Annotated in this window: 16 protein-coding genes; 8 read left to right on the forward strand and 8 right to left on the reverse strand. The window is 74.0% G+C overall.

Annotation, left to right across the window (positions count from 1 at the left end; genetic code table 11):
• Window positions 1-697 precede the first annotated feature (697 nt).
• Both IEZ03_RS06675 and IEZ03_RS06680 read left to right on the forward strand, forming a co-directional pair.
• A complete protein-coding gene (locus IEZ03_RS06675; RefSeq protein WP_184886271.1) occupies window positions 698-868 on the forward strand; it encodes a hypothetical protein in 171 nt (56 codons plus the stop codon).
• 43 nt (window positions 869-911) lie between these two features.
• Window positions 912-1,613 (forward strand): tetratricopeptide repeat protein, encoded by a 702-nt coding sequence (locus IEZ03_RS06680; protein WP_184886272.1) that lies wholly within the window; start codon window positions 912-914, stop codon window positions 1,611-1,613.
• 36 nt (window positions 1,614-1,649) lie between these two features.
• Here IEZ03_RS06680 and IEZ03_RS06685 read toward each other — a convergent pair whose 3' ends face one another.
• Both IEZ03_RS06685 and IEZ03_RS06690 read right to left on the reverse strand, forming a co-directional pair.
• On the reverse strand, window positions 1,650-3,512 hold the full coding sequence (locus tag IEZ03_RS06685; protein ID WP_229808084.1) for a hydantoinase B/oxoprolinase family protein: 1,863 nt from the start codon (window positions 3,510-3,512) through the stop codon (window positions 1,650-1,652).
• A complete protein-coding gene (locus IEZ03_RS06690) occupies window positions 3,509-5,572 on the reverse strand; it encodes a hydantoinase/oxoprolinase family protein (protein ID WP_184886274.1) in 2,064 nt (687 codons plus the stop codon). Before IEZ03_RS06690 ends, IEZ03_RS06685 begins: the two co-directional genes overlap by 4 nt.
• A gap of 144 nt (window positions 5,573-5,716) precedes the next feature.
• On the opposite strand from IEZ03_RS06690, the gene IEZ03_RS06695 reads away from it, so the two are divergent.
• Window positions 5,717-6,091, forward strand: a complete 375-nt coding sequence (locus IEZ03_RS06695; protein WP_184886276.1) for an FKBP-type peptidyl-prolyl cis-trans isomerase — start codon at window positions 5,717-5,719, stop codon at window positions 6,089-6,091.
• A 1-nt stretch (window position 6,092) separates the two neighbouring features.
• On the opposite strand, the gene IEZ03_RS06700 is transcribed toward IEZ03_RS06695, so the two are convergent.
• Window positions 6,093-6,788, reverse strand: a complete 696-nt coding sequence (locus tag IEZ03_RS06700; RefSeq protein ID WP_184886278.1) for an SRPBCC family protein — start codon at window positions 6,786-6,788, stop codon at window positions 6,093-6,095.
• 243 nt (window positions 6,789-7,031) lie between these two features.
• Between IEZ03_RS06700 and IEZ03_RS06705 the strand changes: the two genes are divergently transcribed.
• Window positions 7,032-7,877 (forward strand): polysaccharide deacetylase family protein, encoded by an 846-nt coding sequence (locus IEZ03_RS06705; RefSeq protein ID WP_184886280.1) that lies wholly within the window; start codon window positions 7,032-7,034, stop codon window positions 7,875-7,877.
• A 150-nt stretch (window positions 7,878-8,027) separates the two neighbouring features.
• Here the strand turns inward: IEZ03_RS06705 and cutA are convergent, their stop codons facing one another.
• The 5 genes from cutA to IEZ03_RS06730 form a co-directional block, all read right to left on the reverse strand.
• A complete protein-coding gene (cutA, locus tag IEZ03_RS06710; RefSeq protein ID WP_184886282.1) occupies window positions 8,028-10,442 on the reverse strand; it encodes an aerobic carbon-monoxide dehydrogenase large subunit in 2,415 nt (804 codons plus the stop codon).
• Window positions 10,443-10,931: a (2Fe-2S)-binding protein gene (locus IEZ03_RS06715; RefSeq protein WP_184886284.1), complete on the reverse strand. Its 489-nt coding sequence runs from the start codon at window positions 10,929-10,931 to the stop codon at window positions 10,443-10,445. It lies immediately after the preceding gene.
• The gene (locus IEZ03_RS06720) at window positions 10,931-11,794 is read right to left on the reverse strand and encodes an FAD binding domain-containing protein (protein ID WP_184886286.1); all 864 of its coding nucleotides are present in this window, start codon (window positions 11,792-11,794) and stop codon (window positions 10,931-10,933) included. Before IEZ03_RS06720 ends, IEZ03_RS06715 begins: the two co-directional genes overlap by 1 nt.
• 11 nt (window positions 11,795-11,805) lie before the next feature.
• Entirely contained in the window at window positions 11,806-13,311 is a 1,506-nt protein-coding gene (locus IEZ03_RS06725) for a uracil-xanthine permease family protein (protein ID WP_184886288.1), read from the reverse strand.
• Window positions 13,312-13,494: 183 nt separating this feature from the next.
• Entirely contained in the window at window positions 13,495-15,261 is a 1,767-nt protein-coding gene (locus IEZ03_RS06730; protein ID WP_184886290.1) for a PucR family transcriptional regulator, read from the reverse strand.
• A gap of 212 nt (window positions 15,262-15,473) precedes the next feature.
• On the opposite strand from IEZ03_RS06730, the gene IEZ03_RS06735 reads away from it, so the two are divergent.
• From IEZ03_RS06735 to IEZ03_RS06750, 4 genes are all read left to right on the forward strand, one after another.
• Window positions 15,474-16,448: an oxamate carbamoyltransferase subunit AllH family protein gene (locus IEZ03_RS06735; RefSeq protein WP_184886292.1), complete on the forward strand. Its 975-nt coding sequence runs from the start codon at window positions 15,474-15,476 to the stop codon at window positions 16,446-16,448.
• Window positions 16,449-16,554: 106 nt separating this feature from the next.
• Window positions 16,555-18,021 (forward strand): AllF/FdrA family protein, encoded by a 1,467-nt coding sequence (locus IEZ03_RS06740; protein ID WP_229808085.1) that lies wholly within the window; start codon window positions 16,555-16,557, stop codon window positions 18,019-18,021.
• Window positions 18,018-19,430, forward strand: a complete 1,413-nt coding sequence (locus tag IEZ03_RS06745; protein WP_184886294.1) for a YlbE family protein — start codon at window positions 18,018-18,020, stop codon at window positions 19,428-19,430. The genes IEZ03_RS06740 and IEZ03_RS06745 overlap by 4 nt, the downstream gene beginning before the upstream one ends.
• Window positions 19,431-19,459: 29 nt before the next feature.
• The gene (locus IEZ03_RS06750) at window positions 19,460-20,398 is read left to right on the forward strand and encodes an aldose 1-epimerase family protein (RefSeq protein ID WP_221480810.1); all 939 of its coding nucleotides are present in this window, start codon (window positions 19,460-19,462) and stop codon (window positions 20,396-20,398) included.
• Window positions 20,399-20,475: the final 77 nt, after the last annotated feature.

Below are 20,475 nucleotides of genomic sequence, written 5' to 3' on the forward strand. Positions count from 1 at the left end.
CATCGCAGGCCACGGGGCATCCCTTTTGCTGTTCCCGACTCCTGGACGATCATTCACCGGTGGATCGAGGCTTAGGCGTCGGTGGACCATGGACTGAGGTCGAGTTCGGGATACCGGAGGGCCATCCCGGCCAGTGTCCCGGGTGTCCAGTAGGGATGCCCCGGCGGCGGGAAACCGAAGGCTTGGAGTTGGCGAGGGGTGGCGCGGTGGACGAAGCCGACCCATTCCCGACCGAAACCCTGCGCGGCCCATCCAGCCCGCTGCCCGCACTGGAGGCCGGAGGGGCGCAATCCGAGGTGCATGCTGGAGCGGGCGCCGCGAGGCGCGGTGAGCCGGGTGCCTCGGTGGAGCGTCCCGGTCTCGAAGGCGATGACCGTTCCCGCCGGTCCGGCACCGGAGACCTCCGCGGCGTAGAGCTCCGGGCTGCCGCTGTCGTCGATGAAGCGCCCGCCGCCTTCCCGCCCTGGTCGCAGGAACCAGTTGGCACGGCGGGCAGTTCCGCGGTGTGCTCGCGGGGAACCAGATGCGGCGGGCCGAGGTCCTCGGGTACGTCGCTCAGGAAGACGAACATCTCCACCTGGCGGCACCCGGCCGCTCTGCTCGGCACCAGCAGAGTGTGATTGAGATAGTCGCGATGGAGGTCCTGGTCGTAGTCACACGCGCCGGTGTATTTCGCCCAAGCCTCCGCTGAATAGAGGTGGACGTCGTCATCATTCAGGAGCCGCTCGGCCAGGTCCAGGATCCGGTGGTGGACGGCCAGCAGGCTGATCGCGGTACTCGCAAAGGGAAACGTGTCGATCGGCTCAGGATCAGCGAGGGCGAAAGATACACGCAAATCCTTTTCCGCTCTGAAGTGATTCGGCGCTAACGAAACCGGCATATCACGATGATCAGCTCGATAGCCTGACGAGATGAGCAACGATGATCGGCTCGCCACGGGGATCGGGCCGGCCGCGGTGACCGCGCTTCCCCAGGCCGCGGCCGAGGACGACACGGACGCCGCGTCTCTCTGGTGCGCACGGCTGGCCCAATTCGGGATGATCGGGGCGGCTCAGGACCATTTCCGTCCGGCGGCCGAAGGCGGTGACCTCGCCGCCGTCAAGTGCCTGGTCTGGCTGGCCTGGGAGGCGGGGCAGGACGGGGACGCGGTGACGTGGCTCCGCCGGGCCGCCCGGGCCGACGATCCCTGGGCGATGTTCGAGCTGGGACGCTCCCTCCCCGACGAGGCGGAGCAGTGGTACCGCAGGGCCGCGGAGAAGGGCGACGGCCTGGCGATGAACAACCTCGGCTCCCTGCTCAGCCGCGCCGGTCGCCGCGAGGAGGCGATGGACTGGTACCGCCGCGCCGCCGAGGCCGGGGTCGAGCTCGCGATGAACAACCTCGCCATCCAGCACGTCCTCCAGGGCGACACAGAGAACGCCGGGCAGTGGTTCCGCCGGGCCGCCGACGCGGGCAGCGTCGACGGGATGGCCAACCTCGGACGCCTGAAGCTGGAGACCGACGACCTCCAAGAAGCCGAGACCTGGCTGACGCGCGCGGCCGAGAGGGGCCACGCGGGCGCCGCGGAACTGCTCGCCGATCTGCTGACGCGGACCGGCGAACCCGATCGCTAGGGCCGAAGTGCCCGGAGGACCACGCCCCCAGCGTTCTCAGAGGGTGTCGAGGGGGGCGGAGGGGAGCCCGCCGGAGAGTTCGGGGTAGCCCGGGCCCCGGTCGAAGAAGGGGGCCGGGCCGCGTTCGGTGCGGAGGCGGTCGCGCAGGGCCGTGGTCGCTTCCTCGTCCACGGTGCCGTCGGTCAGGATGACGCCGTAGTCGGTGCGGGCGCCTTCGATCGAGACCTTGCCGTCGCGGACGTCGGCCGCCACGCGCGACGGGTCGCGGTTCAACGGGTCGCCCCAGCCTCCGCCGCCCGTGGTGCGGATGCGGATGACCTGCCCCGCCTTCACCGGGTGGTCGTCCACGAGGCCCTCCATCTCCTCGCCGTCGATGTCGACGCGGAAGGGGCGTCCCGCGCGGCCGCCGTTGACGCCCCAGCACGACAGGATCGACCGGTCGGCGATCGACATGAACGAGGCGTCGCGGAGCATCCGGATGTGCTTGTCGTAGCCGAGGCCGCCGCGGTACTCCCCCGGGCCGCCGGAGTCGACGGCCAGGCCGAGGCGCTCGACGACGAACGGCCAGCGGGCCTCGGCGAACTCGGCGGGGATGTTGCGGGAGTCGGGGACGACGTGGATGGTGTCCTCGCCGTCGGCGTAGTACCGGCCGCCGGAGCCGCCGCCGAGGACCTCGCGCATCAGGTACGGGCCGCGGTCGTCCTCGCCGTAGACGCCGGTGTAGCGGATCGTCTCCTGGTCGGCGGGCATCCGGCCGTTCGTCGCCTTCGCCAGGACGCCCGCCAGGACGCCGAGGAGGCGCAGGATGACGAACGTGCGGGCATTGGTCGGGGCCGGGAAGACGGGCGTGAGGAGGGTTCCCTTCTCCGGGAAGCGCATCTCGATGAGGGGAACCACGCCCTCGTTCACGTCGAGTTCGGCGGCGCGTTCGGGGGTGTCGGCCAGGTTCCGCAGGACGGGCGCCAGCCACTTCTTCAGGAACACGCCGTCCGCGTAGTCGCCCGCGTGGTTGATGGGTCCCTTGGCCTGCGGCGATGTGCCGGCGAAGTCGATGACCAGGGGGACGTCCGCCGACTTGTCGACGGTCAGCGTGATGCGCTGCGCGTGCAGGCGGGGCGGGTCGACGCCGTCGTGCTCGGCGTAGTCCTCCCAGACGAACGTCCCGTCCGGGATCTTGGCGAGCAGCTCGCGGCGGAACGTGTCGGTGGTCTTGTCGATGATGGCGTCGAAGCACGCCTCGATGGCCGCGCGGCCGTAGCGGTCGAACAGCTCGCCGAGTCGCCGGGCGCCCATGAGGCACGCCGAGCATTCGGCGTCCAGGTCGCCGGCGAGGGAGTCGGGCATCCGGGAGTTGCGGGTCATGATGGTCAGCGCGGCCTCGTTCGGGACGCCCCGGTCCCACAGCTTGATCGGGGGGACCATCAGGCCCTCCTCGAACGCGCTGCGGGCGTGGCTCGGCATCGACCCCGGGACGGCGCCGCCGATGTCGTCGTGGTGCCCGAACGCCTGCACGAACGCGACGACCTCGCCGCCGTGGAACACCGGGACCGTCACGCACAGGTCGGGCAGGTGCCCGATGCCGCCTTCCGACAGGTACACGTCGTTGTGGAAGAACACGTCGCCCGGACACATCTCGTCGAGGGGGAAGTCGCGGGCGACCGGCTGGACGAGGGCGGAGTACGAGCGCCCGGTGAGCTTGCGGAGGCGGCGGTCGTGGATGCCCGCGCGGAAGTCGTGCGCGTCCCGGATCATCGGGGAGCGGGCCGTGCGCGCGATGGCCGTCTCGACCTCGCGTTCGACGGACGCGAGCGTCCCCTCGACGATCTCCAGCAGGATCGGGTCGATGCCGGTGCCCATCGCCGTGTTCGCAACCTCGCCGTTCATGGCCTCGCCGTTCATGGCCGCACCCTTCCGCCGCTCGCGGTGATCACGAGGTTGCCGCGGGGGTCGAGTTCCGCGGTGAAGCCCGGGTGGAGCGGGACCGTCGAGCCGAACTCCTCGATCACGGCGGGCCCCTCGATCACGTCGCCCGGGGCGAGCCCCTCGCGCCGGTAGACGGGCGTCTTCTCCCAGTCGTCGAAGAAGACGGGCCGCCCGCCGGTGCGGGCGCGCGACGGGTCGCCGTCCCCCGGCGGACGCTCCGGGGGGCGGGGCCGGGCGATCGGGCCGATGCCCGAGACGCGCAGGTTGACCCACTCGACGGGATGGCGCGGGTCGTCGCGGTGGCAGTAGCCGTACAGGGACTCGTGGGCGTCGTGGAAGCGGCGGACGACCTCGGCGCGGAACGCGTCGTCCGGCTCGCCGGCGGGCGCGGGGACCCGCACCTCGAACGCCTGCCCGTAGTACCGCAGGTCCGCGGAGCGGGCGGCGCGGCCCGCACCGGGCGCGAAGCCCTCGAGCGCGAGGGCCGCGGCCGCCTCCGCCTCCAGGTCGGCGTAGATCCCGGCGAGGAGCGCGGGGTCGAGTTCGGCGTCGCGGACGACGCGGGTCCGGACGTAGTCGTTCTTCACGTCCACCGTGAGCAGCCCGAACGCCGACAGGTTGCCGGGGTTCTCCGGGACCACCGCGGCGGGCATGCCGAGGACGTCGAGCAGCCGGCACGCGAGCAGCGGGCCGGAGCCGCCGAACACGACGAGCGGGTAGTCGCGGACGTCCAGGCCGCGCTTCACCGTGATCTGCCGGATGGCGTTGGCCTGGTTCCACGCCGAGATCTCCAGTACGCCCGCGGCGGCCTCCTCGAACCGCAGGCCCAGCTCGCCGGCGAGGGCGTCGACGCCCGCCGCGGCGGCGCCCACGTCCAGGGGCACCTCACCGCCGAGCAGGTGCGGCGGGATGCGGCCGAGGACGGCGTGCGCGTCGGTGACCGTCACCTCGGTGCCGCCGCGCCCGTAGCAGAGCGGCCCCGGGTCGGCGCCCGCGCTGCGCGGCCCGACCTTCAGCGCGCCCGCCGGCGAGCGCCACGCGACCGAGCCGCCGCCCGCCCCGACCGTCACGATGTCGATCATCGGGATCTTGACGGGGTGCCGCCCGATCGACCCCTCGGTGGTGAGGGCCGGCTCGCCGTCCAGGACGACCGCGACGTCCGTGGACGTCCCGCCGCCGTCGAGCGTCACCACCGACCCGTGCCCGCTGCGGGCGACGACGAACGCCGCGCCGAGCGCGCCCGCCGCCGGGCCGGACAGCACGGTCGTGATCGGCTGCCGCGCGACCTCCTCCGCCGACAGCACGCCCCCGTTGCTCTTCATCACCAGCAGCGGGGCCGTCACCTGCCCGGCGATACGGGACAGGTAGCCGTTCATCGCGGGTTTGACGGCGGCGTCCACGAGCGTCGTGACCGACCGCTCGTACTCGCGGTACTCGCGCAGCACCTCGCACGACAGCGACACCACGGCGTCCGGGTGCTCGCTGGCGAGGATCTCGCGCATCCTCAGCTCGTGCGACGGGTCGGCGTAGGAGTGCAGGAGGCACACGCCGATCGCGAGGATGCCCGCGTCCCGGAACCAGCGGGCCGCCGCGACCGCCGACTCCTCGTCGAACGGGCGCAGCTCCGCGCCGGTGTGGTCGAGCCGCCCGCCGACCGTACGCACCCGGTGCACCGGGACGATCCGCGGCGGCTTCACCCAGAAGTAGCTGTTGCCGTAGCCGTCCGGGACGCTCTGCCGCGCGATCTCCAGGATCGACCCGAAGCCCTCGGTGGTGATGAAGCCGAGGTCGTCGAGGCGGTCCTCCAGGAGCCGGTTCGTCGCGACGGTCGTGCCGTGCGACAGCGCCGCGACGTCGCCCGGCTCCCCGCCGAGCAGGCCGAGGACCTTGGCGACGCCCGCCGCGAACCCCTCCGCGGGGTCCGCGGGCGTCGAGGGCGTCTTGGTGGTGACGAGCCCTCCCCCGTCCTCGTCCAGCGCGACGACGTCGGTGAACGTCCCGCCCGTGTCGATCCCGATCCGCAGCCGCCGTGCCATGCCCAAGGTCTACCGGACGGCCCCCACCTGCGGAACCGTCGTGATCTGCCAACGGACGGGATGTTCTTTCGTCAGGCCCCGCTCCCGCTAGGCTGGGCGGTTCCATCCGACCGACGCATTAGACGAGACCGCTGGAGCCCCTACATGGCGCTTGAACGCCCCGAGATCGACTTCCCCGAGGGCCGGCCGCCCGAGTACCTCGACATCACCGACATCACCGAGGGCGACGGCCCCGAGGCCGCCAAGGGCTCGAACGTGTCGATGCACTACGTCGGCGTGTCGTGGTCGACGGGCGAGGAGTTCGACGCGTCCTGGAACCGCGGCTCCACCCTCGACTTCGAGCTCGGCAGCGGCCGCGTCATCAAGGGCTGGGACATGGGCATCGTCGGGATGAAGGTCGGCGGGCGCCGCAAGCTCGTCATCCCGCCGCACCTCGCCTACGGCGACCGCAGCCCGAGCCCCGCCATCAAGCCCGGCGAGACCCTCATCTTCGTCGTCGACCTGGTGGGCGTGAAGTAGCTCAGCGGTTGCGGGACCTGCCCAGGAGGTAGCCGAGGGCGACGCCGGAAAGGGCGGCGGCCGCGCCGGCGCCGAACGCGGCGGCCATCGGCCAGGCCGCGGACCGGAGCTCCGGCCGGGGGGCCGGTGCCGCCGCGGCGCGTCCCGCGTAGACGGTGCCGGTCCCGGTGGGAGTCCCCGGGGCCGGTGCCGCGGCCCCGGGGGTGGCCGCTCCGGGCTGGGCCGCCTCGGGCGGGGCGGCGGGGCCGGCGGCCGCGGCGAGGGCCGTGAGGTCGCGTTCGACGGCCGCGAAGAACTCGCCGGCGGTGCGCTTGGCGACGCTGCCGAGCATCCGCTGGCCGACGCCGCCGACCATGCCGCCCACGGTCGCGTCCGCGTCGTAGTCGATCCGGGTCGAGCCGTCGCCGTCGGTCAGCCGCACCCGGACGACGGCGTCCACCGTGCCGGGCGCGCCCTGCCCGCGCGCCCGCAGGACGAACGAGCGCGGCGGGTCCGGCTCGGCGAGCTCGACCTGGCCCACGTAGGTGCCCTGGATCGACGCGACGCCCGCCGTGACGGTCATGCGGTACCTGTCGGGGCCCGTCTCCTCCAGCGAACTGCATCCCGGGATCGTCCTCGCCAGGACGGCCGGGTCCTGGAGCGCGTCCCACACGCGGTCGAGCGGCGCGGCGACGGTGACACTGCCGTTGAGCTGCATGACCCGACTTTAGGCAATGACGCCGCCGGGCCACACGGCAACTTCTGCCGACCACACGCCGAGGTTTGGGCGAAGCTGTTCCGGAGCCGCCGGGAAATGGTCAGATAAGTCCGGCGGATTCCGTCGGCTGCGAACTCCCGCCGGCACCGGCGCGTCAACCGAGGAAGATCGCCGAACTGACCGGCACACTGAACGCCGAACTGAAGAACAGGTCTCCGACCGAACGAACGGGGTACGCGGCAGATGCGAGGGAAGACGCCCGTCATCACCATGGTGGCCGCCGGAGTGCTCGGCGCGGCCGCGGGCGGCTGGCCCGTCGCCGCCGCCGTCGCGGGCGGGTCGGAGCCGCCGATGCGGGCGCAGCTCGCCTCGGTGATCGGGCACCAGACGTGGGCGACGCCGAAGCCGGGCTCCTGGACGGTCCCGCAGCCCGCCAAGGACGGGCTCCCCGCCGTCATCAAGAACATCGAGACGAAGGAGCGCGTCGTCTTCCTCACCATCGACGACGGCTACACCTACGACTCCGAGTTCGTGGACCTCGTCCGCAAGGAGAAGGTCCCCATCATGACGTTCCTGACCTCCACCTACATCAAGGGGCAGGGGCAGTACTTCTGGGCCATGCGCAACGCGGGCTCGGTGATGGAGAACCACACCGTCAGCCACCCCAACATGGCGACGCTCGGGCCCGAGGAGCAGAAGCGGCAGATCTGCGAGGCGTCCGACCAGATCGCGAAGAGCTACGGCCGCCGCCCCGAGATCCTCCGGCCCCCGTTCGGCAGCTTCAACGAGACCACCCGCCAGATGGCCAAGGAGTGCGGCATCAAGTCGATCCTGCTGTGGTCGGCGGAGTTCTACAACGGCACGTCCGGGCCGGGCGTCGGCTTCAACGGCTTCGCCCGCGGCGACGGCGGCAAGGGGTTCAAGCCCGGCGACATCGTCCTCATGCACTACCGCAAGGGCCTCGCCGGGCAGCTCAAGATGATCCTCAGCTGGATCGAGCAGGCCGGATTCCGACCCGCCGCCGTCGAGAACTACCTGCCGCGGTCCCTCGGCGGCAACGCGCCCGACAAGCCGCCGGCGCACGGGTGAAAGGCGACCTTCCCGGAGGAATCCCGTTAACGCCGAAGGCCCAGGTCAGCGTTCACTAGGGTCTACACGCTGGCGGGGTTGAGGTCCCCCGCAACCCGAGCCGACCCCGCCAGCATCACCCCCACCCGCCAGGAGCACCTCTGGGCCGCGTCACCCCGTCCGGACGTCCTCCCCGACGCGCAGCGACGGGTCGGCGGCGGCGCGCAGCCGGAGCGTGTAGAGCTCGTCCGGGGAGATCGGCATCGCGTCCACCCGGACGCCCTCCGCGTCCTCGATCGCCGAGGCGACCACCGCCGACACCGGGATCACGCCCGCCTCCCCCGCGCCCTTGATGCCCAGCGGGTTCAGCGGCGACGGCGTCTCCAGATGGTCGGTCTCGATGCGGGGGACCTCCGTCGCGTACGGCATGAGGAAGTCCATGAACGAGGCGTTCAGCAGCTGGCCCGCCTCGTCGTAGACCATCCGCTCGTACAGCGCCCCGCCGATGCCCTGCGCCACGCCGCCGTGGATCTGCCCCTCGACCACCATCGGGTTGATGAGCCGACCGCAGTCGTGGACGACCGCGTACCGCAGAATGCTGACCTCCGCCGTGTCGGGATCGACCTCCACGATCGCGGCGTGCGCCCCGGCCGCGAACGTGGAGCGGACCGGCGAGTAGTAGTCGCGCCCCTCCAGGCCGGGCTCGTCCCCCTCCGCGACGGGCGGCTCGGTCACCGGGCGGCCGACCGCGAACTGCGTCGCCGCCGCGGCCTCCTCGTCGAACGCGTACCGCAGCGGGTTCGACAGCACCGCGACCGTCCGCAGCGGAACCGCGGCCGACGGGTCGCCGCGCACGTGGACGACGCCGTCGGTGATGTCGAGGTCCCCGGGGTCGGCCTCCAGCGCCTCGCCGGCGATGCGCAGCGCCTTGGCGCGCACCTTCCGGGCGGCGAGCGCGATCGCGTTGCCGCTCATCACGGCCGCGCGGGACGCGAACGTCCCGACCGCGTACCCGAACCGGCGGGTGTCGCCCGTCGTGACCCGGACGTCGTCGATCGGGACGCCGAGCTCCGCGGCGGCGATCTGCGCGAAGACGGTCTCGTGGCTCTGCCCCTGCGAGGTCAGGCCGGTGGAGACGTGCACCCGCCCGGCCGTGTCGATCTCGACGTGCCCGCCCTCGTACGGGCCGACGCCGGTCCCCTCGACGTAGATGCCGAGTCCGATGCCGACGCGGCGGCCCTCGGCCTCGGCGGCGGCGCGGTCGGCCTCGAAGCCGTCCCAGCCGATCAGCTCCCGGGCCTTGCGGAGCAGCTCCGGGTAGTCGCCCGAGTCGTAGATGAGGGGGCGGCCGTCCTGGAACGTCAGGCCCTGGTCGTAGGGGAACTCGTCGGGCTGGATGAGGTTCGCCTCCCGCACCTCGGCGCGGTCGCGGCCGAGGTGGCGGGCGACGCGGTCCATCGTCCGCTCCATGCAGAACACGCCCTGCGGGCGGCCCGCGCCCCGGTACGGCGTGACGATCAGGGTGTTGGTGTAGAGGCTGACGACCTCCGCCCGGTACGCGCCGATCTTGTACGGGCCGAGCAGCTGGGTGGACGTGATGATCGGGATGATGATCCCGTACGGGGTGTAGGCGCCGTGGTCGTGCCGGATCCGCACGTCCAGGCCGAGGATGCGGCCCTCGTCGTCGAAGCCGACCCGCACGTCCTGGAGCTGGCCGCGCTCGTGGGCGGCGGCGACGAAGTGCTCGCGGCGGTCCTCGGTCCACTTGACCTCGCGGTCCAGCAGCCGCGCCGCCCACGGGACCAGGATCTCCTCCGGCCACGGGTGGACGATCTTGACGCCGAACCCGCCGCCGACGTCCGGCGCGACCACCTCGACCTTGCCGTTCGGGAGCCCGAGCCGCGCGGCGATCGCGGCGCGCACGCTGGTGGACGCCTGCGTGGACGAGTACACGCGCAGCGACCCGTCGTCGGCGTCCCACCGCGCGTACACGCCGCGCCCTTCGAGGGGCATGGACGCGCTTCGCTCGATGGCGAGGCCGAACTCCAGCACGTGGGGGGCGGCGTCGATCGCGGCGGCCGCGTCCCCGTTCTCCTGGAGCAGGACCGCGCCGACGTTCCCCGGCACGTCGTCGTGGACGAGCCGTTCCGCCCGCGAAGCCGCCTCGATGCCGACGACGGCGGGGAGCGGCTCGTACTCGACGCGGATGCGCTCGGCGGCGTCCTCGGCCAGGTACCGGTCCCGGGCGACGACCATCGCGACGGGCTCGCCGACGTGCCGGACGACGTCGCGCGCCAGCGGATAGCCGGTGCGGCCGTGCGTCAGGGACGGGTGCGGGATCAGCAGCGGCAGCGGCTCCCCGACCCGGCCCGGCAGGTCCTCCCAGGTGTAGATGGCGACGAGGCCGTCGACGTCGAGCGCCTCCGAGACGTCGATGTCGGCGATCCGGGCGTGCGCGTGCGGGGACCGGACGAACGCCGCCGCGAGCGCGCCGGGGCCGAGGTCGTCCAAGTACCGCCCCTGGCCGGTGGTGAGCCTGCCGTCCTCGCGGCGCTCGACCGGTTCCCCGAAGAATCGCGTCGCCACTCAGCCCTCCCCCTCCTGCAGCAGTTCGGCGGCGCGGTGCACCGACTTCACGATGTTCTGGTAGCCGGTGCAGCGGCAGAGGTTCCCGGAGATCCCCTCAAGGACCTGGTCGTCCGTCGGGCGCGGCGTCTCCCGCAGCAGCGCGGTGACGGTGCACAGGAACCCGGGCGTGCAGAAGCCGCACTGCAGGCCGTGGCATTCGCGGAAGGCCCGCTGCACCGCCGAGGGGGTGCCGTCCTCCGCGGCGAGGCCCTCCACGGTCGTGATCTCGTGCCCGGCGGCGGTGACGGCGAACATCAGGCACGACCGCACCGGCTCCCCGTCCAGCAGGACGGTGCAGCAGCCGCACACGCCGTGCTCGCAGCCGACGTGCGTGCCGGTGAGCCCGAGGTCGTGCCGGAGCAGGTCCGACAGCAGCCGCCTGGCCGGGACGCTCGCCGTGCGCGGGATCCCGTTGACGGTCAGCGCGACCTCGAAGCACTCCTCCATCAAACTCCCGCCCTCCGCAGCGCCTCGGCCGCCGCGATGCTCAGGGTGCGCTCGGTGAGCACACCGGCCAGATGGCGCCGGTACTCGGCGCCCGCGTGGATGTCGGGCTCGGGATCCATGCTGTCGCGCGCGTGCGCGGCGGCCGCCGCCCAGTCGCCCGCCGGTCCCGCGGCGCCGGCCAGGTCGAGGACCAGCGGCACCCCGCAGATGCCGAGGTACCCGGCGCGGGCGGCCGACACCCGCAGGTCCTCGTCCAGGGTGACGACGGCGGCGACCCCGGCGAGCGCGTAGTCGCCGTGCCGCCGCGCCGTCTCGGCGAACGCGGTGCCGGTGCGCGGCGGCGCGGCCGGGAAGAACGCCGACACGGCCAGCTCGCCCGGTTCGAGCGCCGATTCCAGCGGGCCCCGGAAGAACTCGGCGGCCGGGATCGTCCGGCGGCCCCGCGCGGACGCCGCCTCCACCGTCCCGCCGAGGACCGCCAGCACGGCGGGCATCTCCCCGGCGGGATCGGCGTGCGCGAGGCTCCCGACGACCGTGCCCCGGTTCCGGATGACGGGGTGCGCCACATGCCGGAGCGCCCGCCCGAGCAGCGGCTGGATCGCCGCGGCCTCCGGCGAGCGCTCCACCCGGGCGTGCCGGGCGAGCGCGCCGACCCGCACCCCCTCGTCGCCCGCGTGGACGGTGTCGAGCCCGGCCACGCGGTTGATGTCGACGAGGTGGGACGGGGCGGCGAGCCGCATGTTGAGCAGCGGGATGAGGCTCTGGCCCCCGGCGAGCACCTTGCCCGACGGTACGGCGGCGAGCGCGTCCAGCGCCTCGTCGAGCGTGCGCGGGGCGCGGTATCCGAACGGGGGTGGTTTCACCGGCCGCCTCCTCAGCCCGGCCCGCCGCCGGGTTCGTCCTTCGATTGGCTCGACTCGCCCTTGCCGGACCCGCTCTCGCCGGGCCCGTCCGCGCGGCGCACCGGCCCGCCGATCTCCTCGCCCGGGGCGATGATCCCGGCGCCCGAGGCGTCCGGCCGGCGCAGCGCGTTGAGGACGTGGTACCCGAGCAGGACGGCGATGGTGCCGAACGCGATGCCCTGCAGCGGGAAGTCGTCGGTGACCTTCAGGGTCACGTCCCCGATCGCCAGGATCACGCCTGCCGCCACCGGGACGAGGTTGACCGGGTCGGCGAAGTCCACCCGGTTCTCGACCCAGATCTTCGCGCCGAGCAGGCCGATCATCCCGTAGAGGACGACGGTGATGCCGCCGAGCACGCCGCCCGGCGTGGCGGCGATCAGCGCGCCGAACTTGGGGCACAGCCCGAACAGGATCGCCACGGCCGCGGCGACGTAGTACGCGGCCGTCGAGTAGATCCGCGTCGCGGCCATGACGCCGATGTTCTCGGCGTAGGTGGTGGTGGGCGCGCCGCCGACCGCGCTGGCGAGGGCGGTGCCGACGCCGTCCGCGCCGATCGCCCGGCCGAGGACGGGGTCGAGGTCCTCGCGGGTCATCGCGGCGACGGCCTTGACGTGCCCGGTGTTCTCCGCGAGCAGCGCGATGACCGCGGGCAGCGCCAGCAGGATCGCCGAGGTCTTGAAGTCGGGGCCGTGCATGCTCGGCAGCCCGAACCAGTCGGCCGAGCTCACGCCGCCGAAGTCCACCCGGTCGTGGGGGAAGGCGGTCGCGACGCAGTACGGCCCCTCGGCCGTGCACGGCTGGCCGTTGGCGTCCAGCAGATTCTGGCCCGGCAGGACGGAGGTGATCTGGCCGACGGTCTTGTCGAGAATCCACGACAGGGCGTACCCGAAGACCAGCGCCAGCAGGATCGTGATGCGTCCCCAGAACCCGCGCAGCAGCACCGCGCACAGGACGGCGAAGCCCAGCGTCGCCAGCCCGACCCACTGGTCCTGCGGCCAGTAGACGTTCGCGACCACCGGGGCCAGGTTGAACCCGATGAGCATGACCACGGCGCCGGTGACCACGGGCGGGAAGACCTTGTGGATGACTTCGCCGCCCACGAAGTGGATCAGTAGGCCGATCAGCGCGAGGACGAGCCCCGCGACGAGGATCGCACCGGTCACCGTGGCGGTGTCGCCGCCCGCCGCGCGGATCGCCGCGACCGCGCCCACGAACGACGCGCTCGTGCCGAGGTAGCTCGGCACCCGGCCGCCGACGATGAGCAGGAACAGGATCGTCGCGACCCCGGACATCATGATCGCGAGGTTCGGGTCCAGGCCCATCACCACGGGGAACACGAACGTCGCGCCGAACATCGCCACGACGTGCTGCGCGCCGATCCCGGCGGTGCGCGGCCACGACAGGCGCTCGTCCGGTCTGACCACCTCCCCTGGCGGCGGTGTTCGTCCGTCGCCGTGCAGCTTCCAGCCGATCGCCATCGGGCCCCTCCCTGCTCAACCGTCCGCGCTCAACCCTCCGCGGTATGCGGGCAAGGTAGATCTACCCTGGTGGGCGGGCATCGGCGACTTCTGCCAAAGCCCGCGCCCCCGATTGGGAGGAGCGGCCGGTGCAATCGGCCGCACGGCGCGCCTGGCGGACGCGCCGGGGTGGGCGTACTACCGTCAGATACCTCGCATGCGCAGAACGTGAAGAGCGAGGGTGAGGTTGAGCCGCAGATGCGCGTCCTCGGTGAACGCGCCGAGCATCCGTTCCAGCTTCCCGATGCGGTAGCGCAGCGTGTTGTAGTGGAAGTGGAGCCGCCGCGCGGTCTCGGCGACGTTGAGGTTGGTCTCCAGCAGCACCTGGAGGGTGCGGCGCAGGTCGACCAGTTCCGGCTCGTCGTCGGCGGCCAGGTCGCCCAGCGTCTCCCGGACGAACGCGTGCAGCTCCTCCGGGTCGGACACGAGGCTCAGCAGCCGGTACACGCCGAGCTGGTCGAAGTGCGCACGCGCGCCCGCGCCGTTGAGCTGCCGCCCCACCCGGACGGCCTTGACCGCCTGCTCGTACGCCTCGGGCAGCGCCGCCGGGGACGACACCGTCCGGCTGATGCCGGTGGAGAACGTGCGCCGCACCGGCAGGTGCTCGGCGAAGATCGACGACGCCTCCTTGACCATCGCCTGGACCGGACCGGCCGTCAGCTCGGCGGAGTCGAAGCCGTCCGCGCCGACGACCGCGACGACCTCGTGCGCGAAGCTCGCGACGGCCGCGCCCCGGTCGTGCCGCCGGACGGCCGTCGTCCACGCGGCGGCGAGGCGCTCCTGCGCGGTGCGCTCCTCGGCGCCGCGGCCGCGGTTGCCGCCGTCGGCGTCGGCCCCCTTGCCGCGGCCCTTGCCGTCGGCGTCGGCGCCCGCGGCCGGCGCGCCGCGCGGCCGGCCGTCGAGCTCGGCGACGACGACCATCACCGGGCGGTCCAGGTTCCAGCCGAACCCGTCGCAGTGCGCGATCACCCGGCCGTCGTCGCCGGCGCGGCCCGCGAGGATGTCGCGCAGGAAGTCGGCCCGGTACTTGCTCTCGACGGCGGCGACGGCCTGCTGCTTGGTCACCACCAGCGCGGCGACGGTCGCGGCGCGCTCCAGGATGCCGAGGTCGGTGCCGCGCAGCGTGCCGGCCGGGGTGAACGCGACGATCCGGCCGTGGTCGAAGCCGCCCGCCATCACGGGCACGACCAGGTGGTCGCCGGTGCCGTGCGCGCCGATGATGCCGCAGCCGCCGCGCCCGCACGCCGCGTGCCGGCCCGCGTCGAACGCGCGCATCGCCTGGACGTGCTCGTCCGGCCCGGCGCCGGCGAGGACGCGCTGCTCCCCGTCCAGGACGACGACCGCCACGTCGAGGAGGGTCGCGACCTCGTCCACGACCTCCTGGAGGCCGCCGCCGCACAGCACGATCTGGACGAGCGCCCGGTGCACCTCCTCGGTGCGCGCGAGCACGGCCGCCTGCCGGTTCAGGATGTCGGTCAGGACCTGGTTCAGGATGTCGTCGAAGCCGACGTCGTTCGGGAGCAGGATCAGGGGGAAGCCGCGCCGGTCCGCCTGCGCGATCATCTCGGCGGGCAGCGAGTCGAGGTAGCGGCCCAGCTTGATGGCCAGCGCCGCGAGGCCGCGCTCGTCGAGGTCGGCGACCAGGTTGTCGAGCGACTGGGGCGTGTTGCGCAGGGGGTAGCCGGTGGTGAGGAGCAGCTCGTTGGGTTTGACCCACGACAGGATGTCGGGGACCTCCATCACGTTGAGCCGCTGGACGATGCGGTCGAGTCCGGTCCGTCCCGCGATGAGGCGGGCGCCGTTGAGGGTGCTGACGCCGAGGACCTCACCGACCGACAGGCCATAGGTCAGTGTTCCGGTGCTCGCGAGCCTGAGGGCCGGTGGGCCCGGGTCCGCGCTGGTGTAACTCATGCCAGGGGTCACCTCGCCTTTTGGTGCGTACATCGCCCGTTACGGCGTGATCGCTACCTGTTCCTGATCAACAGTGACAACAAAGACGAACGATGACAACCATCCTTGGCAGCTTTCCCCATACGTCCGCCGCGGGGGCCGTTCTACGGTCTCCGCAGAGGCCGGTCCGCCCGCGTGCCGGACGGCCACCGTCACCGGCCTCGGGAGGATCCGTGACTGCCCTCGTCCGCGACCCGATCCCGCTCCCGGCACGGCCGGGCGGACGGCCGCCCGCCGCCGGCGCGGCGAGCCTCGCGCTGCGGCCGCTGCTGGACCCGCCGCGCCGCCCGGCGCGGGTCATCGCCGTGTTCCCCTCGGCGCTGTACCTGGAGATGCGGGGCGGCCCCGAGCCGCGCGTGCTCGCCGTCGTCACCTCCGACGCGCACCGGCTGCCGAACGCCGTGGTGCTCGTCGCGACGCGCCGCGAGCACCCGTTCCGCGCCGTCCGCGAGGGCGGCGACGCGCTCGTCGGCGACGGCCGGGTGGAGGCCGACGGGCTGCGGGTGCGCGTCCGCCGCTGGTGGGACCCGTCCCCCGCGCTCGGCACGCTGCAGCCCGCCGCGCTCGCCGCCGGCGTCCGGTCCCTGGAGGCCGCGCTGGAGGCCGCACTGGACGGCGCCGGGATGGCGGGCGGCGGCCTCGCCGGCCACCCGGACCCGGTGGATCTCGCCGCGGCCTGCGCCGCCGGCGACCTCGCGGGCGCCGTGGAGGCCGCCGAGCGGATCGTCGGCCTCGGCCCCGGACTCACGCCGAGCGGGGACGACATCCTGTGCGGCCTGCTGGTGTCGCTGCGGCTGGTCGGCGGCGCGGTCCGGCACGGCCGCCCGGTCCCCCTGCATGACGCGGTGCGGCTGGCCGACTGGCTCGGCGCCGCCGTCACCGCCGACGCCGGCACCCGGACGACCGCGCTGGCCGCGACGCTGCTGCACTGCGCCACCGCGGGCGGCGCGGGCGCCGAGGTCGCCGCCGTCCTGCGCTGCGTCGCGGGCCACGAGCCGCCCGACACGGCGGTCCGCCGCCTCCTCGCGGTCGGCCACACCTCGGGCACCGACCTCGCGCAGGGCGTCCTCGCCGGCTGCCGCGCCGTCCTAACGCTGACGGCGCACGCCTCCCGCGCCGGCCGCCCCACCCCGAGGGTGTCCGCATGAGCGGCCCGGAGCACGGAGCGGGCGAGCAGGGCGACGAGAAAGGGCGGCGCCGGAAAGCGCCCCCGGGGCTCGCGGGAGGCACCGGACGGTCCGCGGGAGGCGCCACGTGAGGGACTGGGTCGAGGTGCGGCGGGGGGCCTACCACGATTCGGTGACGCTCATGCGGGTGAGCCGGTCGCTGTCGGAGCGGCCGGGGGTCGCCGGGGCGATGGTCGCGATGGGCACCGAACTCAACCGCGAGATCGTCGAGGGCATGGGCTTCGAGGTGCCGGCGGGCGCGGGTCCGGACGACCTGGTCGTCGCGATCCGGGTGGCCGGCGCGGCCGGCGGCGGGGAACTCGACGCGGCGCGCGAGGCGCTGGACGGGCTGCTGCGCGACGCGTCCCGCCCCCCGGCCGGAGCCGGGCTGCTGGGCGCCGCGGTACCGGCCCGGACGACGGGCTCCGCGGCGGCGCGGGCCGATGCGACCGTGGCGCTGCTGTCGGTGCCGGGCCCGCACGTGTTCCCGGAGGCGATGGACGCCCTGGACGCCGGCCTCAACGTGATGATCTTCAGTGACAACGTGCCGCTCGGCCAGGAGATCGCGCTGAAGGAGGCGGCGGCGCGCCGCGGCCTGATCGTGATGGGCCCGGACTGCGGCACCGCGGTGATCGGCGGCGCGGGCCTGGGGTTCGCGAACGCGGTCCGCCCGGGGCCGGTCGGGATCGTCGCGGCGTCCGGGACGGGCGCGCAGCAGCTGATGTGCCTGCTGGACGCGGCCGGCGTGGGCGTCGGCCACGTGCTGGGCGTCGGCGGGCGCGACCTGTCGCCGGAGGTGAGCGGCCGCTCGGCGCTGTCCGCGCTGGCGGCGCTGGACGCCGACCCGGGCACCGAGCTGATCGTGCTGGTGTCCAAGCCGCCCGCACCGCAGGTGGCGGACCTGATCCGGGAGGCGGCGCGGCGGCTCGACACCCCGGTCGTCTTCGCGCTGCCGATGCCCGGCGAGGACGACATCACGCAGGCGGCGGAGAAGGCGCTGCGGGCGCTCGGCCGGCCGGTCCCGCGGTGGCCGCGGTGGGCGGCCGAGCGGCGTCCGGAGCCGGGGAGCGGCCAGGCGCTGCGCGGGCTGTTCGCCGGCGGGACGCTGCGCGACGAGGCGGAGATGATCGCGCGGGGCGCGCTGGGCTGGGACCTGGAAGCGCGGGGCGCGGAAGCACCCGGCCACCGGTTCACCGACTTCGGCGACGACGCCTACACGCGCGGCCGCGCGCACCCGATGATCGACCCGACGCTGCGGCTGGAGGCGGTGCGGGAGGCGGCGTCCGACCCGGGGGTCGGCGTCCTCCTGCTGGACGTGGTGCTCGGGTACGGGGCCGAGCCGGACCCGGCGGCGTCGCTGGCCCCGGCCATCGCCGAGGCGGTGAAGGACCGCCCCGACCTGGCCGTCGCCGTGTCGCTGTGCGGGACGCCCGCGGACCCGCAGGGCCGCGACCGGCAGGCGGCGGCCCTGTGCGGGGCGGGCGCGGACGTGTTCGCGTCCAACGCCGAGGCGACCCGGCACGCCCTCGCGACGGTGGAAGGGACGCCCGAATGAACGACCAGCGGCACCGGCTGGGCGGCCTGCTCACACGGGAGACCAGGGTCGTCGCCGCCGGGGTGGAGGTCCTCGCCGGGGCGCTCGCCGAGCAGGCGGTGCCGGTGGAGGCGGTCGACTGGAGGCCGCCGCCCGCCGGGACGGAGCAGGCGCTCGCGGCGGTGCTCGGCGACCCCGGCCACGCGGACGCCAACGCCCGCGCCGTGCGGCGCATGGTGACGGCCCGTCCGCACCTCGTGGACGTCCGCCCGGCGCGGGAGGTCCTCGGCCTGGACGCCGGGACGTTCCTGCACGCGGGCCCGCCGCTGGAGTGGGAGCGGGCGTCCGGGCCGATGCGCGGAGCGCTGATGGGCGCGATGCTGCTGGAGGGCCTGGCCGCCACACCCGAGGAGGCGGAGCGCGAGCTGGCGCGCGGGGCGGCGGCGCTCGAACCGTGCCACCACCACGCCACGGTCGGGCCGATGGCCGGGGTCGTCAGCCCGTCCATGTGGATGTGGGTCGTGGAGGACGCCGAGCACGGCGGCAGGTCGTACTGCTCCCTCAACGAGGGCCTCGGGAAGGTCCTGCGGTACGGGGCGTACGGGCCGGAGGTCATCGAGCGGCTGAGGTGGATGGGCGAGTTCCTCGGCCCCGCGCTCCGGGCCGCCGTCCGCCGCCACGGCCCCCTCGACCTGATGGCGCTCATCGCGCAGGCGGTCCAGATGGGCGACGAGCTGCACAACCGGAACCGGGCGGCGACGTCGCTGCTGCTCCGCGAGCTGGCGCCCGACCTCGCCGCCGCCGAGGACGTGCCGCGCGACCTGGCCGCCGAGGCCCTGCGGTTCGCGGCGGGCAACGAGCACTTCTTCCTGAACCCGGGCATGGCCGCGGCGAAGGCGTGCGCCGACGCGGCCCGCGGCGTCCCCGGGTCCAGCCTGGTCGTGGCGATGGCCCGCAACGGCACCGAGTTCGGCATCCAGGTGTCCGGCACGGGCGACCGCTGGTTCACCGGCCCGGCGGGCGTGCCCGACGGCCTCTACCTGGGCGGCTACGGCCCGGACGACGCCAACCCCGACATCGGCGACTCGGCGATCACCGAGACGGCCGGGATGGGCGGGTTCGCGCTCGCCGCCGCGCCCGCGATCGTCCGCTTCGTCGGCGGCGAGGTGCCGGACGCGGTGGCCGCCACGCAGCGGATGTACGAGATCACGCTGACCGAGCACCCGGCGCTGCAGATCCCCCTGCTGTCGTTCCGCGGCACCCCCGCCGGGATCGACGTGACCCGCGTCGTCCGCACCGGGATCCTGCCGGTCATCGACACCGGGATCGCGGGCCGCGAGGCGGGCACCGGGCAGGTCGGCGCGGGCCTCGTCGAACCGCCGCCGGGCGTGTTCACCGACGCCCTGCACGCCCTCGCCGAGATCGCGTAGCGGTCGCGGCAGGGGGTAGCGTCCCCGGCATGAGCGAGTCGATCAGCGGGGAGCGGATCATCGGAGAGCAGATCACCGGGGAGCAGTACGCCCTCAGCGCCGGGCCGTACCAGGCGGTCGTCACCGAGTCGGGCGCGAGCCTGCGCGAGCTGACCCACGACGGCCGGCCGCTGGTGCTGTCGCACGGCGCCGACGAGCCCGCCCCGGCGGCGTTCGGGCACCTGCTGCTCCCGTGGCCGAACCGCGTCGACCGCGGCCGCTACGACTACGGCGGCGTCCCGCACCAGCTCGACATCTCCGAGCCCGCCCGCGACTGCGCGATCCACGGGCTGGTCCGCTGGGCCTCCTGGCCTGCCGCCGAGCACGAGCCGGACCGGGTGCGGCTGACGCACCGGCTGCTCGCGACGGCCGGGTACCCGTTCCGCCTCGACCTGGAGGCCGAGTACACCCTGGACGCCGGCGACGGCCTGCGCGTCCGCGTCACCGCCCGCAACGCCGGGACGGCGACCGCCCCGTACGGGCACGGCGCGCACCCCTACCTCACGGTCGGCGAGCCGATCGACGCCTGCGAGGTGACCCTCGGCGCCGACCGCTACATCCCGGTGGACGAGCGGATGATCCCGTCCGGGCCGTCCCTGGACGTCACCGGCACCCGGTACGACCTGCGCACGGGCGCGGTCCTGGGCGACCGGGTGATCGACAACGCGTTCGCCGACCTCAACCGCGACGGCGACGGCCGCGTGCGGGTGACCCTGTCCGGCGGCGGCCGCGCGGTGCGGCTCTGGGCGGACGAGGCGTACCCCTGGATGATGATCTACACCGCCGACAACGCCCCCGCCCCCCGCGCGGGGCTCGGCGTCGAGCCCATGACGTGCCCGCCGAACGCGTTCGCCTCCGGCGAGGGCCTGATCGACCTGGCGCCCGGCAGCGAGCACACCGGCACGTACGGCATCCAGGCGGTGTCCTGACCCGGTCCCCTTTCCGCTCCGAAGGGGACAATTCCCCGGCAAGCCGGTTTCCCAGCAGGTGGGGGTTGCGGGATCAT

Source organism: Actinomadura livida, from assembly GCF_014648675.1.
In the GTDB taxonomy this organism is placed as follows: domain Bacteria; phylum Actinomycetota; class Actinomycetes; order Streptosporangiales; family Streptosporangiaceae; genus Spirillospora; species Spirillospora livida.